Source organism: Nostoc sp. ChiVER01 (assembly GCF_034531155.1).
Taxonomy (GTDB): Bacteria; Cyanobacteriota; Cyanobacteriia; order Cyanobacteriales; family Nostocaceae; genus Nostoc.
This window is the reverse complement of record NZ_JAVRBS010000001.1, coordinates 565,090-580,129: the sequence shown is the minus strand read 5'-3', so window position 1 is coordinate 580,129 and position 15,040 is coordinate 565,090. Positions and strand designations below refer to the sequence as shown.

11 protein-coding genes are annotated in these 15,040 nt (G+C 41.6%); 9 read left to right on the top strand and 2 right to left on the bottom strand.

Translation table 11 applies throughout. The annotated features are described in order from the left end of the window. Nucleotides 1-572: 572 nt before the first annotated feature. On the top strand, nucleotides 573-2,492 hold the full coding sequence (locus RMY00_RS02180) for a glycoside hydrolase family 15 protein (protein ID WP_322645987.1): 1,920 nt from the start codon (nucleotides 573-575) through the stop codon (nucleotides 2,490-2,492). Nucleotides 2,493-2,854: 362 nt separating this feature from the next. Here the strand turns inward: RMY00_RS02180 and RMY00_RS02175 are convergent, their stop codons facing one another. Then, nucleotides 2,855-3,763: an SDR family oxidoreductase gene (locus RMY00_RS02175; protein ID WP_322645986.1), complete on the bottom strand. Its 909-nt coding sequence runs from the start codon at nucleotides 3,761-3,763 to the stop codon at nucleotides 2,855-2,857. A 147-nt stretch (nucleotides 3,764-3,910) separates the two neighbouring features. Between RMY00_RS02175 and RMY00_RS02170 the strand changes: the two genes are divergently transcribed. Further along, the gene (locus RMY00_RS02170; protein ID WP_322645985.1) at nucleotides 3,911-4,921 is read left to right on the top strand and encodes a YafY family protein; all 1,011 of its coding nucleotides are present in this window, start codon (nucleotides 3,911-3,913) and stop codon (nucleotides 4,919-4,921) included. 123 nt (nucleotides 4,922-5,044) lie between these two features. Here RMY00_RS02170 and RMY00_RS02165 read toward each other — a convergent pair whose 3' ends face one another. After that, the gene (locus tag RMY00_RS02165) at nucleotides 5,045-5,413 is read right to left on the bottom strand and encodes a hypothetical protein (protein ID WP_322645984.1); all 369 of its coding nucleotides are present in this window, start codon (nucleotides 5,411-5,413) and stop codon (nucleotides 5,045-5,047) included. A 664-nt stretch (nucleotides 5,414-6,077) separates the two neighbouring features. Here RMY00_RS02165 and RMY00_RS02160 point away from each other — a divergent pair. The 7 genes from RMY00_RS02160 (at nucleotide 6,078) to RMY00_RS02130 (ending at nucleotide 14,982) form a co-directional block, all read left to right on the top strand. Beyond that, entirely contained in the window at nucleotides 6,078-6,923 is an 846-nt protein-coding gene (locus RMY00_RS02160) for a beta-sandwich domain-containing protein (RefSeq protein WP_322645983.1), read from the top strand. Between the two features lie 45 nt (nucleotides 6,924-6,968). After that, nucleotides 6,969-8,687 carry a phage tail sheath family protein gene (locus RMY00_RS02155; RefSeq protein ID WP_322645982.1) on the top strand — a complete coding sequence of 573 codons (1,719 nt, stop codon included), beginning with the start codon at nucleotides 6,969-6,971 and terminating at the stop codon, nucleotides 8,685-8,687. A 50-nt stretch (nucleotides 8,688-8,737) separates the two neighbouring features. After that, a complete protein-coding gene (locus RMY00_RS02150) occupies nucleotides 8,738-9,196 on the top strand; it encodes a phage tail protein (protein WP_322645981.1) in 459 nt (152 codons plus the stop codon). A 120-nt stretch (nucleotides 9,197-9,316) separates the two neighbouring features. Beyond that, nucleotides 9,317-9,802 (top strand): phage tail protein, encoded by a 486-nt coding sequence (locus RMY00_RS02145; RefSeq protein WP_322645980.1) that lies wholly within the window; start codon nucleotides 9,317-9,319, stop codon nucleotides 9,800-9,802. 57 nt (nucleotides 9,803-9,859) lie between these two features. Next, a complete protein-coding gene (locus tag RMY00_RS02140; RefSeq protein WP_322645979.1) occupies nucleotides 9,860-11,167 on the top strand; it encodes a DUF4255 domain-containing protein in 1,308 nt (435 codons plus the stop codon). A 113-nt stretch (nucleotides 11,168-11,280) separates the two neighbouring features. Further along, nucleotides 11,281-13,806, top strand: coding sequence for a hypothetical protein (locus tag RMY00_RS02135; protein ID WP_322645978.1), 2,526 nt, complete (start codon nucleotides 11,281-11,283; stop codon nucleotides 13,804-13,806). A gap of 192 nt (nucleotides 13,807-13,998) precedes the next feature. Then, complete coding sequence (locus RMY00_RS02130; RefSeq protein ID WP_322645977.1) at nucleotides 13,999-14,982, top strand: YbjN domain-containing protein; 984 nt, start codon at nucleotides 13,999-14,001, stop codon at nucleotides 14,980-14,982. Nucleotides 14,983-15,040 lie beyond the last annotated feature (58 nt).

The window sequence follows — 15,040 nt, the reverse complement described above, 5'->3', positions numbered from 1 at the left end:
TGCCAATCAATTAATGAATCATCAATAGATGTTGCCATTAATGGAATTAACAAATTTTGGGATTGGATATTCATTTGATGCTAATTTTCCTAATTTGTCTGCTTTATATATATAAAGTAACTTGACTCTTGTTATCAAATCTTCTATCGTCAGACATATAAAGAAGTCAGTGTCACATCACTAGTTTCAGATGTGTTAAAATAGCCAACCTTTCGTCATAAATTTGTCATAACGTTGTCAAACTTACATGAAATAATAAAATTTTAACTAAAAAACTTAAGTTGTTTAAGAATTCTGATGCTCAACCTCGACTGCTGATTTCTATTGGGATATCGTTGCTCCCACAACAGCTTCCTATTTTATGAGCTAATACAGTTTAATTAAGCATTTCTTTCTTCTTTTTATGTCCTTTGCGTTCTTTGCACTACCATGCCTTAAGTCGCAGAAGCGTCTACGTTCAAAAAATTAACTGTGACAAATGGTTTTAGCGTTAACCCAATGGTAATTTCTATAAAAAATTACCAATTCCAAATAAGATGTTCGTAAAAGATTATCAGCAGCTAAAGACGGTAATGAGTATTACATCTGCTCCCAATAATGACCCAACGCCTCCAACCCGATCCTTTCCGCCGATAGAAGATTATGGGGTGATTGGCAATTGCCATACAGCAGCTCTTGTCAGTAGTTGCGGTTCGATTGACTGGCTTTGCTTACCTCGGTTTGATTCACCGTCTTTGTTTGCTCGGATTTTGGATCTAGAACGTGGTGGAAGCTGGAGTATTCAGCCAGCCACTGCCTGGTCAAGTAGTCATCAGTATCTAAATGAAACCAATGTACTAGAAACTATTTTTACGTGTGAGTCAGGACGAATTTCGCTGCTGGATTTTATGGATATTAGCAACCAGGAGCAGCAAAGCCGAATAGCACCTGGTAGGCTAATCCGAATTGTCGAGGTTAGTGAAGGAACAGTTGAAATTATGAGTACTTGCTCTCCTCGCCCCGACTATGGGCGGACAATTCCCAAGTTAGTCAAATCTGGCAACGAAGTCAGGTTTGATTCATTCACCATTACTGGGCCTGTTGAATGGCATCTGGACAGAACAGGCAATACATTTATGTGTCACATAATCCTCCATGCTGGAGAAAGAGCGGTGTTCACGCTTTTGACTCAGGAGGACGCACAATTGCCAAATCTACACCCAATGGATGCCCTGGCATCAACTTGCGCCGAATGGCGGGGTTGGGCAAATAAGTGTACTTATCAAGGAGCATACCGAGACGTGGTTGTTCGCAGTGCGCTAACCTTACAGTTGATGACTTATGCCCCTTCAGGAGCAATTGTAGCTGCACCGACAACTTCGTTGCCAGAAGAAATTGGTGGGGAAAGAAACTGGGATTATCGCTTCACCTGGATTCGGGACTCATCATTTACTCTTTATGCATTGCTATTAGCAGGTTATTTTGATGATGAGTGTCAATTCTTCAATTGGATCGCCCAGACTGTGAAGATGGAAGCAACTGGAATCAAAATCCTTTATCCGATTACATCAAGTGGACAGGTTGTTGAGCAAACCTTAGATCACTTGCGGGGATATCGAGACTCGCAGCCAGTTCGGATCGGCAATGGTGCGGCTGGGCAAGTTCAATCTGATGTCTATGGTGAGGTAGTTAGTGCTTTACATTTCGCCTGGAAGGCTGGAAAGTACGATCCAACTGTAATTTGGGAACACATTTGCCCATTGGTAGATTGGGCTGCTACTCACTGGCACGAACCAGATAGCGGCATCTGGGAAGTGCGTGGGGGTTTGCGACATTTTGTTTTCGGTAAAGTGATGCTATGGGTGGCGTTAGACTGTGGTATCGAAATGGCTGAGGCGCTTGAGCTAACTGGTGATACTACCCGTTGGCGACAGGAGCGCCAACTAATCCGTAATGAAGTGTTTGAAAAAGGGTGGAGCGAAAAACTTGGTGCCTTCAAGCAATCCTACGAGGACGAAACTCTTGATGCCTCGAATTTGCTCATGTCTAGTGTTGGTTTCATTGATGGAACTGACCCGCGTATGGTGTCAACTATTAATGCGACTATCGAACATTTAGTTGAGAATGGACTGTGTTATCGTTACCGAGATGCGCCAGAAGGTGTTAGCGGTAAGGAGGCATCCTTTGTCCTTTGCACCTTCTGGCTGATTAACGCGCTCATTTTGGCTCAAAGGACAACAGAGGCTTGTATTTGGTTTGAGCAAATGCTGGCGCGAAGTAGTCCGTTGGGACTATTTGCAGAAGAAATTGATTTAGAGACAGGAGCGCATCTTGGCAACTTTCCTCAAGCTTTTTCGCATATTGGCGTGATTAACGTTGCTGTTTCCTTAGCACACGCAGGTAATACTGGAACAGTTGAGGCTAGGCATATTGATGCAGCAAATGCTGCATCAAGAGGTGGCGGTGGTATTCAAAAACTCAAAAAGTCGGAGCGGCGTCAGCCACCCTTCTGAACTTTTCAAGACAGACATCGCTTTGAGTTCTGCAAACTAAACCAAGTGAGATGGAACTTACGTATAGGCAATTTGCGTTATACCAATTCACAATTCACAATTCGCAATTCGCAATTAAAAAACTTATACCAATTCAATTAATGATTGCAACACATCCTTGGGTAAAAACGCGATGAATTGCGTCTCTACAAATGGTCTATTTGTCGCATTCTTTTTTCAAATTGGTATTAGATACATCAATGCTTTCAAGGTTTACATCTGTATCAGATTTTTCGTGAAATGGTATAAGTGCGCGAAATTAGAACAAACATTAATTGCAATATGAAGCTTGCCAAAAAATACGAAGTGTTGTGACTCGAACATTACCTATATCCGGTCGCATCAGCAGGTTTACCCGCTTCCTGCACTTCATGAATGTAGCGCCAAGCATCGGGTTGAGAGCTATCAAGATCTGTAAAGCCATAAACCTGTGCTAATTGCCCACTAGAAAACGATTGTCCATTCCATTGCATCACTTGTGGATCACCAGCTAGATAAGCAACTGCACGCCCAACATAATGGGGCGTTTCAGAAATTATGAAGTGCGGTTCTTTTGCCGTTGCGTCCTGCCAGTTGGCTTCAGTCACTCCAAAATGATCGAGCATGAGTTCCGAGCGCAACCAGCCCGGAGTCAGCGCCACGACAGTACATTGATGTGGTTTAAGTTCTTGCGCCAATCCCCACGCCATACGAATTACCGAGGTTTTAGCAAGGTCATAGAACAGCGACAGCCGATAATTTTTATCGTTATATTCGGCAGTACCATCGGTAATTTCGACCACCAATCCACCGGGTTTTTGGATCAATAGCGGCAATGCAAAGTGGCTGGTGATCAGGTGGGTGTCGATCGCCAGTCTCAGCATCCGTAATCCTCGCTCCAAAGAAAGCTCCCACACAGGCTTGTTGAACTCCACCAAATATTCTGCACCAATATCGTTGACCAGAACATCCAGACGGCCATGTTCCTGCTCAATACGAGCAACAAGCGCCTGTACTTGTTTTGGGTCTAAATGATCGACTAGAACAGCGATTCCTTTCCCACCAGCCTGGTTTACTAATTCCGCCGTTTCTTGAATTGTTTCAGGGCGGTTGTATTCCGATCGCACAGTAAGAGTAGTGCGTCCCGTAACATAAACGGTTGCTCCTGCTGCACCAAGTTCCACAGCAATGCCACGACCTGCACCGCGTGTTGCCCCAACTACAAGCGCAATTTTATTCTTCAATAGCTGCATAATTGACCTCCTTAAATCCTGCTAGGTGGTTTAAAGAAATCGATGACTCCAAACCATCTTTATGCAGGATAAGCTGAACTTCATGACATCCTTTGTCATATTTAGGCAGTAAAGTAAAAAGTAGTTCCAATTGGTCTTGGGATAGTTATGCGTGCCGATCGCCTCCTCTCGATCCTGATGTTGTTACAGGTTCATCGTCAGCTAACAGCGCGAGATTTAGCAGAACGATTGGAGGTATCTGAGCGCACCATTCATCGTGACATGAATGCCCTCAGCAGTGCCGGAGTTCCGGTGATGGCAGAACGCGGTAAAGGGGGTGGTTGGAGTTTACTCGACAGTTATCAAACTAAGCTGACAGGGCTTAACTTGGCAGAGATTCAGGCGCTGTTTTTGCCAAAGCCCGCACACTTGCTAGCTGATTTAGGCTGGAGTCAAGCATTTGAAGCGGCTCTGCTCAAACTTCTGGCAGCAATACCTGCCGCAAATCGTCAGCAAGCAGAAATGGTTAGCCAGCGCATTCATGTTGATCCAACAGGCTGGCATCGGTGGGACGAGGAAATGTCGGCGTTTGCGACTCTGCAAACAGCGATTTGGCAAGAGCGGCAAGTAAACCTCAGTTATGAGCGCGGTAATGGCAAACTGGTCAAACGATTAGTCAACCCACTGGGATTGGTCGCCAAAGGTAGTGTCTGGTATTTTGTTGCCTCGGTAGAGTCAGAGGTGCGCTCCTACCGGATTTCACGGGTGCGAGATGCTATGCTTATGGATTACCCCTGTATTCGTCCGGTTGAATTCAACTTAGCTGACTATTGGCAACAATCGATGGTTGAGTTCAAAGCCAATCTGCCTTACTATGGCGTGACGGTGCGTGTTGCTCCAGAGGGTATGCCTCGGTTACGCTATGCCGGATACTTTGCCCGAATAGAACAGATTGACTCGCCCGATGCCGATGGCTGGACTCGCGTCTGGCTGAGGTTTGATATAGAGGAAGCGGCTTGTGCTTATGTGCTGGGATTTGGCGCAAAGATGGAGGTAATTGAGCCATTAGAATTACGCGATCGCGTTTTGCAAGCAGCAAAAAAGACGATCCTGTTTTATACCGAACATTCTCACCTCGCTCAATTAAATGGGCAACTCGCTGCGGGATGTGATGAGTGAATTCATTAATAAAACCATTAAATAGGGTTGAGACAAAGAAAGTGTTATCAAGCTTACGTGTAACTCGATGGATGGGCTGAGGTAGGAAGCCCATCCTACCGCGCGTTTTGGCAAACGACATTCTTATTTCTGTTTACAGCTTGTGGTAAGTTCTACATTGTAGAAAGTCCCTGGTTTGGGATTAATTGAACGCAACTGCTGTATAAAAGCATTAAATGTTGTATTGCTTATGCCGAAGCCAGCTTCAGCACAAGCAGATAAACCTCCCTCAATGGGAATAGATCCGGTACTGGGACTATATACAATGAATTTATCAACGGTGCTAGTGCCGACTGCAAACCCGATAACCTGGCGAACTGTTCGCAAAGCAGCATTATCTAAGGAACCACCAATACTGCCAATACTGATATTAACCGCACGACTTTCAGCTAGAGCCGGCGCACTAATCGACAATACTGCCCCGACAATCATCAAACTGGTGAACTTCAACATTATCCTCGACTCCAAAAAATTGAAAAACTAATAATTAGGTTTCGACATGATTACTTCAGCATTAGGTTTTTCCTTTTCTGAAGAATGTTAATTTCTTAAGAATTCTTTATAAAATTGCCTTTGCAGACAGACCAGAATATTAAACCAACCGCCCTTCGGGTGACGCTCCTGTACTCTTAGTGTGACAGTAGTGTTTATAATGTTGGCTTATTCATCTCAGAAAAGTATTTCACGGACGAGTAAGCTTTTTCTACCTCCAAAAATTTTTTAGGCAATTGTGCATCATTTCTTCATCAGCGTTCGTCCTTGACGTTGCCGTTCGTGCAGCGTCTCCGATAGGAGAAGGCATCGCAGGTACTTATGCCATTAATTACTGCGCTCTCTGGCATTAAAAACTGTAACCCTTATTCTACATACCTTAGAGCTTTTCTTAGTGCCATTCGGTTTAGATTCTCTGTCAAATAGAGTTGATTTATTTGTAATTAAATGATATGTGAAATTAATTCAATCATGAGATAAAGGTCTATGTCAAAATAAGCTTTTACCGTGATATTTGAAAAATATTAAGCTATAACGTCTGAATTTAAATTAGTACATAAGTCTGATTGCATAGGCTAGGATACCGCTTAACCTGAGTATATAGAAACGAATTAGATTTCTGTTTATGCTGAATTCGATTCTTCAAACTCTTGCTGAAATGTTGGCTAACGGATCTGTTCTCACTAGCACTGAGCAAATAAACTTTAGTCACCCTGGAAGCTTAGAAAATAGTAATAGAGAGCTATCACTTAATCTCTATCTGTATGATGTTCGAATCAGTAAAAAAATGCCAAATAATGGCAGGCAGGTGGAACGCTATTTTGATGATTCACGACAGGTTGCAGAAGTATGTAGAGCACCCAGTTGGTTCGATATCTCCATTGTAATTACAGCCCGCGATCGCACTGTATTAGGAGAGCTTCATCTTCTGTCTGAAACTCTACTGCTGTTAATGCGTAGCCGACTATTGCGGGAGGAGTTTCTAACTCCTGACCTTCGTGGTCACGGCAACTTATCATTATCAGTCACTAGCGACCCGCCCATTGATGTAGTAAGTTTATGGAATTCTCTTTCTATTCCCATACGGCCTGCTATTTATTTGACAGTAACTGTTCCATTTAATGTATGGAGAAAAACAACTGTACCTTTGGTTACTGAACGACATTTTGGGGTTAATAATTCAATTCCAGCTATCAGCAGGAATGCATCTAAAACTCAACGAGTTGCCATTGCTGGCATTGTCAAAAATAGTCTTAACTCAAAGCCATTAAAACGAGTTCAAATCATCCTTCAAGGAACCGAGCAATCAGTAACTAGCAACGAGGAGGGGTATTTTATGTTTGAGAATTTGACCTCTGGAAACTACATTTTACACCTGAGACGATTTGGCTATCAGTTTAAGACTTGTAATGTTTTTGTGGATGAAAAACCATGTATCCCCAAAGAGATATTACTTATGCCCGCCTACTAAATTTCTATATCAATCGATTATCCAACAAATCAAGGAGCACTTAACATGGCTAGACTAGACTACTTTGCACCCGGCGTTTATGTTGAAGAAGTTGATCGCGGCAGTCGTCCGATTGAGGGCGTTAGTACTTCGGTCGCAGGATTTATCGGCTTTACTGAAGATATACGAGGCGGGGCCGAACTCTTTAAACCCATGCTTGTCACAAGTTGGACTCAGTATCTTGAATATTTTGCCCGACGCAACTCTAACGGGTTCACAGACTTCGATGCGTATTTACCTTTCTCAGTTCGAGGATATTTCCTGAATGGAGGTGGACGTTGTTGGGTGACAAGTATTGGAACCCAACTACCCAGTATTGGCCAAGAAAATTCAAAACGGCAAGCACCTCGCTTAGAGATCCCAAGACGCGGTAATAGCCCTAGTTTAAATTTATCTATCCGGCCTGAACACTTCGATAACGGCCCCATTAAAATCGTAATTCAGGATGGAACGCCTCGTGCATTACCTCCTGCGAAGAATCTCGATAAAGCGAATGACCAGATTAAAGGTCAATCGCAGGGAACGGATAAAGTAGAAATACCTCATAATCCGCGTGAGTTCTTCTCTCTAAAAGTCTGCCGAGACGATCAAGTGCTTGAGGAATACAATCACTTGAGTATGGATCCCAAACCTCAAAGCCTGGCTGTAACCTATGTTGTTGAGGCTCTGAAAAACTCTAAATATATTTCGATTGGAGATGTTGCTCAACCTGGACTACCCTTATCCCGACGGCCCTTGAATGGTGAATACGAACTACTGCCTCCAGCGGCGAATTCTACACCTGAGAAATTTGCTAGTGAAATAGAAGGCGATCGCAGCGAACGAACTGGCGTTCTCGGTATCTTTGAAATCGACGAGATTACAATGATATGCTTTCCTGATTTAATGCGAGCCTATGAAGCTCAAATTTTAAGTCTTGAACAAGTTCATGGTGTGATGGAGACCATGATCAGCATGTCTGAAGGTTCTACTAGCGGCGATATGCCAGGGCCAACGAATCGAATGGTTGTGTTAGATCCTCCCCCAGATCGCACTAGGCCTCAAGATGTTGTTGATTGGTTAGATGAGTTTGGTCGTCGTTCCATGTTTGGCGCTCTTTATTATCCGTGGGTTAAAGTACCTAATCCTCGAAATGCAGGACGTTCAATTCTTGTTCCTCCTTCTGGCCACATGATGGGCGTATGGGGGCGAACGGATGAATCGCGGGGTGTTTACAAAGCTCCCGCGAATGAAGTCCCCAGAGGAATTACTGGTTTAGCCTATGATGTCAACTTTAGAGAGCAAGAACTTCTTAACCCACTGGGTATCAACTGTATTCGTAAATTTCCGAACCGAGGAATTCGGATTTGGGGTGCTAGAACTCTGGTTGAACCGGACAAAACCGAATGGCGCTATATCAGCGTCAGAAGGCTCATTAGCTATATTGAACGCTCAATTGAAGCTGGAACTCAGTGGGCTGTCTTTGAACCGAACGACGAAGAATTATGGACGCAGGTTAAATATACCGTTAGTAATTTTTTAGAGCGGATATGGCGCGAGGGTGCATTGTTCGGAGCTACACCTAGCCAAGCGTTTTACGTCAAATGTGATGCCGAAAACAATACACCTGAAACGATGACCTTGGGGCGTTTATATATCGATGTTGGTGTATGCCCTGTACGTCCGGCTGAATTTGTAGTCTTCCGCATCAGCCAGTGGAATGCTCTTGAAACAGAACAAAACTAACTATCTTCTTAAGTCAACTATTCATTGAACGAAATTACTAGGAGAAAATTATGCCAGGCCCAGATTATCTTGAGTGTTCTAGCTTTACTTTTAGTGCAGGATCTAAGATCAAGGATTTACCAGTCAAAGAGTTCAGCAATATGGGGATGGATGCTCCTCCTACAGATCATGTTGCTGGATCTGGAAAAGCTGGAGAAAAAACAATGCAACCAAGGCCAACACCTGTCAAACCGTTGAATCCAACGATTGTTTTGGCTGGATGTAAAGACAAGAGTGCCTATACTTGGTTTAACAAAGTTAATCCTCCTACGGGTAAGAGTCCTGACTGGAAAGGACAACTTGAAGATGCAAAAATCACTGCGTATGCAGACGGTAAACCAGTTATGGAATGGCAGATTAAGCAATGCTATCCCTGCAAGTATTCCGTTTCTTCATTGACTGCTGCCGGTGGAGAATTAATTTGCGAAACGATAGAGTTAGTTGCTCAAGAAGTTACGCGTGAGCAATAGCGAATATTAGCTATTGTTATCACATAAGAATCCCTTGCCCTCTTTTAATAGAGGGCAAACCTTATCTTTTAATCCTGTATAGTCCAGCCATTAACATACTTTAATCCAACAAAATAAATTATGGCAAAGTTATCTAGAAGCCCCGTTTTTTTTACTGCATCTAATTTTTATTTAGATTTAAAGCTTGATGGTTCAAGCGATGTAGTAGATGCAGTTTTCTTAGAATGTCAGGGATTTAACTATTCGCAGGATGTAATTGAGTTTAGTGAGGTTACTTCAGGTCGATGGGGCAAGGCAAACAAAGGAAAATTTGTGCAAACGAAACTTCCAGGTAATGCCAAAAGCGGAAATTTAACATTACTTCGAGGAATGACAAGTTCGATGGCTTTATGGAACTGGTTTGAGTTGATTCAAGATGGTAACTGGGCTAAACAAAGAAAAAATGCTCTTTTAACAATCTATGAAGATGGGAAACCCCAAGCAAAATTTGAACTTACAGCAGCTTGGCCTACGCGTTACAAAATCTCAGATGTTAAATCTAATAGTCAAGAGATAGAAATTGAGGAAGTAGAAGTAGCCTACGAAGGGTTTAAACGGGTGAAATAAAAGGTTTATACAAATAAATAAAGCTTTGAATGAAGATAGTGCATTAAGTAAAAACTTATGAGTAATGGACTAGCGATCGCAGCGATAACTGCTGTATTCAAAAACTTATTAGAAGACGGCTTGGTTCAGAATGCAGCACTATCGAGTATGGGAAATGTCTTAGTAACTACACTTCCCCCAGATCAGATTTCTATTGGAGTCGATGGTCAACCTCAGCTAAATCTGTTTCTCTACCAGGTTTCAGAAAATCGTAATGCAGATATGGGTAAAAGCGATGCCAAAGGCGGCGAGCTACGCTACCAGCCAACCCATCATCAAGCCAGTGCAGAAGAAGGTGCAATTCTCCCTTTAGCCATCAATCTTCATTATGTATTGACCGCCTACGGAAACAAAGACTTTCAGACGGAAATACTGTTGGGTTATGTTATGCAGCTCATGCATCAAACTCCGGTTTTATCCAATGCCATGATTCGAGCAACGCTAAATCATGTCGCAACCATCAATCGTTCCGGTCTTTTGGCACAAGCGATTGAATCGACTTCTGTTGAAGCTTTGACCGAGCAGTTAGACCAAGTAAGGATCGCGCCAAACTTGTTTGATACAGAACAGATGTCCAGATTGTGGTCACTCTTACAAGGTTCTTATCGACCTTCGATTGCGTATGAAGTATCGATGATGTTTATTGGATCTAAGAAATCTTCACTTGCTCCAGGTTCTAATAAAGAGGCATCGAATCAGCCGCAAATTGAAAAAATTGTTGCATCACCTACAAATAGCAAGATTGTAGCAGGCAGTAGTCTGATCGTATATGGGAAAAATCTTAATGGTGATATAACTCGGATTCGTTTAAACGAAGGCAAGTCCTTATTAGAGCCGCAAATTATTGAAGATAACCGAATTTTATTTAAACTTCCTCAAAATCTATACGCTGGAGTTCACCAAATTCAAATCGTTCATCAACAAATGTATAAGTACCAAAACAATCATGAGGTGGTCTCGAATGATAAAACTTTTGTCTTGCATCCAACCACCAAGGTTTCTGTCCAGAAACAAGGCTTTAATAATCAAGATGACTCTGAAGGAACAATCTTAACTGTCCAATTTAATCCTAAAGTTGGTCAGCAACAGCAAGTAATTTTTAGGCTTATTTCAACTAATGAGAATAATAAAGAAGTTTATATTTTTAATGCTCCATCCAGAAATGTAGATGATGATAAAATTCATATTTTAATCACTAACATACCAGCAGGTTCTTATCTGGTTAAATCAGATATTGATGGTGTTGAAAGCTATGCTGACATGAACCAAGCTGAGAATATTGTCGCTCTAAAATCAGGATATTCAAAAGAGTTATGTCACGATTAGAAATGTTTTAGATAGTCTTTAAAAGATAATAAAATTCGCTAAATGTCTATTTTAACACTTGCTATTTTAAAAGTAAATATAAACATTATTCATAGTAAAGTTATGAGAAGATTATGACTTTTTTAAATGTGCATAGAGATAGTAATAGAAATAGGAATATTCATGAGTCCCAAAAAAAGCAGGTTCTTCAAAAAAGTTCTCGTGCTTTAAATGCTGGTATCGAAAATTTAACAGGCGAAGGTTCAAATATTTTAGAGCGGAGCATTTCTGAACACTCAAATGGCTCAGAAAATCAAGTAATATCTCCCGGTGATCGCGAATCGGATTCAGAATCGGATGTTTTTCATGACGCACTCGAAACTTCTGATATCGCTAGCGATCACATAACCTCGAATGACGGCGAAGATTCAAATATTTTAGAGCAGAGCGTTTCCGAACACTCAAATAGCTCAGAAAATCAAGTAATATCTCCCGGCGATCACGAATCGGATTCAGAATCGGATGTTTTTCATGACGCACTCGAAACTTCTAATATCGCTAGCGATCGCATAACCTCGAATGGTAGGGAAGGCTCAAATATTTTAGAGCGTAACATTTCCGAACACTCAAATAGTTCAGAAAATCAAGTAATATCTTCTGGCGATCGCGAATCGGATTCAGAATCGGATGTTTTTCATGATGCACTCGAAACTTCTGATATCGCTAGCGATCGCATAACCTCGAATGACGGCGAAACCGAGGATGAATGCGAGATATCTAATGCTGAAGCAAGCTCGAACGATACTTCAGATAATATTGAAATTTCAGAAATAGAAATACAACAATTAATAGAAAGATTTAGAGAGTCTACTCATAATAAGCGAGGAAAATTCAAAATTACATTCAAAGGAAAAGGTAGGAGTAAAGGCAGAGGTAGTATTTTCTCAACTATAGATAAATTACTCAACGATTTTTCTAAATGTTCAAATCAAGAAGAAATAAATAGAATTACAGACTATATTGAATCGCTTTGTGATGCATGGCTGAAGAAACATACCTACACAATTATTTCTAATCCTAGCTATAAAATTATTTCTGAATATCTGGAAGAATTTAAAACAGAGATAAACCAACTGAAAGATAAACCATTACCTGGTTTTGAAGAAAATGCCGAACTCCAGAATGGGAAGCGAGAAAAGACACAAAAAAAAGCCGAAAAACTGATAGATAAATACAAGAATTATACAGGAACTCCAAGTGGATTCTTTACTGGTGTTATCCCTAAAGTTCTCGATCTTATGTCTCCTGATACTGGAGATAAGAGTAAATTTGAAACTCAACTGCGGTTTCCAGTTCACCCTGGCGTATTTATTGGCGGTCGTGTGACCTTAAGTGCTGAACGTAGAGAAGATGATGACTTAAAGGTGATCTTTGAAGGGACTTTTCAAGGTGGTGGGACGCTTGGAATTGCTGCTTTAGGCGGAGAAATTGGCCCTTATTTTGAATGTATAGCTAAAGATAGTGCAAGCGTTGGAAAACTACTTAACTATGGGCTATATCGACGCTTTCGAGAGTCTCGTTTAATGCCTAGAAGTATTACCAATACCCTTTGGGGGGAAAGTTTCGGTAAATCGGGATATGAAAAATCTGAAAAGATGGCCGCACAGATTGAGCAAGATGTTTTTGGAGAGAAGAAAGATGGCAAATTCACCGACCCGGCAAAGAAATCTCATATTGAAACAGGCACCACCGCAGCATTTATCTCTGACTTTGGTGTAGGAGGAGTGGGGACTGGAAAAGCTGCTGCACAAGTTTTTGAAGGCAGGAGGGTTAACCAGTTCTCACTCGATCAAACAAGAGGCACAAGGGATGATGAGGAAAGCAAGAACAAGCAAGGTACAGGGGTAGGTAAAGAGGAATTTGAGCAAAAAGGCCGGCAACGGACTAAAGGTCAAGGCAGCCATCGCATTCAAATTGCTAATTCCGGTTCCTTTGCTGGCATAGGTACATATAGCATTAAGTTAAAACTCGATCTGTGTAGCAAACCTGGATCTAAATGGGAAGAACCTAAAGTTAATAAATGGGAAATTGATTTAGACGGAGGGGCGAGAATACCTGCATATACGTTTGCACAGAATCCAGGGCTTGCTGCTCTTCCCATTGCTGTTTCTGCCGTTGAAGCCTCGCGGTCTATGTGGGCAGCCTACCAAAGAAAATATCAGAATAAAGCTCAGTTTGGCGGCGCAGCAGTTAATCCTATGAAAGATTTGACTTCACAATTGTATACGGCTTTTACTGCTAGCGCTGCGTCCTACAAGGTACCAGCGTTATTAGGCAAAGACAAGACTAAGTTTGAAGGAGCCATTGGTCTTGGGGTGAACTTTAAGTGCGGACAAGAAGCCAAGCCAGATGAACAAGTCAAAGATGGCAAAGCCAATTTAGATCCCTTTAAGGCTGAACTTGCTCTGCAAAAAACCAGTTATACGGGAATTAAGTTTCTTGATTCTGAGGTCAAACTTGAAACTGCTAAACGCATTGCCCAATGGAAATGGCAAGAAGGTAAGAAAGCCAAACTTGAATTTTATCCGATGACATGGGAGAAAGAGTATAACAAAGACGAAGACAATCCCAATACGTGGGGTAAGTTTAAAAAAAGGTAATCAGCAATGTTTAGTAATGTTTAGTAATGTTTAGTAAATATAGGATTAATGTTTGATTTCTGAAAAAGCTAAGTACAGATCCAAAAGCCTAATTTTTTATTCCCTACTCCCCACTCCCCGCCCATGTAGATAATTTCAAAAATTAAATACGATTCCTATAGTTCATTTAGATTTATTATACGGTGGTTAAATATGCAATCAATTACAGACAGTTATCGCCTCGATCGCCAACTTGTACTAAAAACGCCTACTGGCAACCCGCTTATAGTGCAGCTTGAAGAATTATCTTTAACGGAGGTCGATGATGTTTTTACAGAATGCTGTATCACTTGCAAAGTAAGTCCAGAACTCTACCAACGTATCGATACAGAAACACTTTTTAACTTGAAGTCAGACGTTCGTTACCAAACAATGGAAGACAATTTTGTAACTGACAAAGATATCGAAATTGAAGCCCGCTTGAGCGATCGCTTGCTCTCTCATTTGACAGCTCATTCCAACTCAGCAGAAACTGCTGTTGAGTATTTATTGCAATTGAATCAAAGTCATCATCCAATTAAATCTCCAATATTGTTCTCGGAAAATTGGTATGCCTTGCATGTAAAACAGTCTATAGACCTACCGCCTGAGTTAGAAGTAGAAGGCGAACTTAAATCTGGGTACAGCACCGCTTGGGGTGATAGCTCCAAAGAAGACAATAACGATATGGTTGATTCTTTAGCTGAGGTTATGGTTGACTTCTTCACTCAAATGGAGTGGCCTTTCGATGAAGGAGTATCTGCATTAAATCAAGATCAAATAATCTACCGTCTCATGTCTCAAGGTGAGAATGGGGAATGGAGTTGCTTCGCTTGTCCTAGAGAAAATATGCAGCAATGCGTTTTCTATTCTGTTTACCCAGACCTTGTACCCGAAGAGCAAAGGATTGCTGTGACTGAGTTTCTGACTAGAGCTAATTTTGGAATGGTGATTGGCAATTTTGAAATTAACTTGGATTCTGGCGAAGTTCGCCTTAAAACTAGCATTGATGTAGAAGGCGATCGCCTTTCTCTAGAACTTTTTCAACAATTGGTTGTTGCAAACGTGAACGCGATGGATCGTTACTTGCCCGGTATTCGACAGGTTATTGAAGGAAAAGCTAAACCCAAAGCTGCGATCGCGCATCTTGAAGGTTGATAAGCTAATAAACATCTAGTTTGCAACAACGCTGTTTTCGTTATTACAGATAGCTATG

Excerpts from the sequence above, each read along its gene's own strand:
- RMY00_RS02165 (WP_322645984.1), bottom strand. The coding sequence starts at position 5,413 with ATGTTGAAGTTCACCAGTTTGATGATTGTCGGGGCAGTATTGTCGATT.
- RMY00_RS02130 (WP_322645977.1), top strand. The coding sequence starts at position 13,999 with ATGCAATCAATTACAGACAGTTATCGCCTCGATCGCCAACTTGTACTA.
- RMY00_RS02140 (WP_322645979.1), top strand. The coding sequence starts at position 9,860 with ATGAGTAATGGACTAGCGATCGCAGCGATAACTGCTGTATTCAAAAAC.
- RMY00_RS02150 (WP_322645981.1), top strand. The coding sequence starts at position 8,738 with ATGCCAGGCCCAGATTATCTTGAGTGTTCTAGCTTTACTTTTAGTGCA.
- RMY00_RS02155 (WP_322645982.1), top strand. The coding sequence starts at position 6,969 with ATGGCTAGACTAGACTACTTTGCACCCGGCGTTTATGTTGAAGAAGTT.
- RMY00_RS02145 (WP_322645980.1), top strand. The coding sequence starts at position 9,317 with ATGGCAAAGTTATCTAGAAGCCCCGTTTTTTTTACTGCATCTAATTTT.
- RMY00_RS02170 (WP_322645985.1), top strand. The coding sequence starts at position 3,911 with ATGCGTGCCGATCGCCTCCTCTCGATCCTGATGTTGTTACAGGTTCAT.
- RMY00_RS02180 (WP_322645987.1), top strand. The coding sequence starts at position 573 with ATGAGTATTACATCTGCTCCCAATAATGACCCAACGCCTCCAACCCGA.
- RMY00_RS02175 (WP_322645986.1), bottom strand. The coding sequence starts at position 3,763 with ATGCAGCTATTGAAGAATAAAATTGCGCTTGTAGTTGGGGCAACACGC.
- RMY00_RS02135 (WP_322645978.1), top strand. The coding sequence starts at position 11,281 with ATGACTTTTTTAAATGTGCATAGAGATAGTAATAGAAATAGGAATATT.
- RMY00_RS02160 (WP_322645983.1), top strand. The coding sequence starts at position 6,078 with ATGCTGAATTCGATTCTTCAAACTCTTGCTGAAATGTTGGCTAACGGA.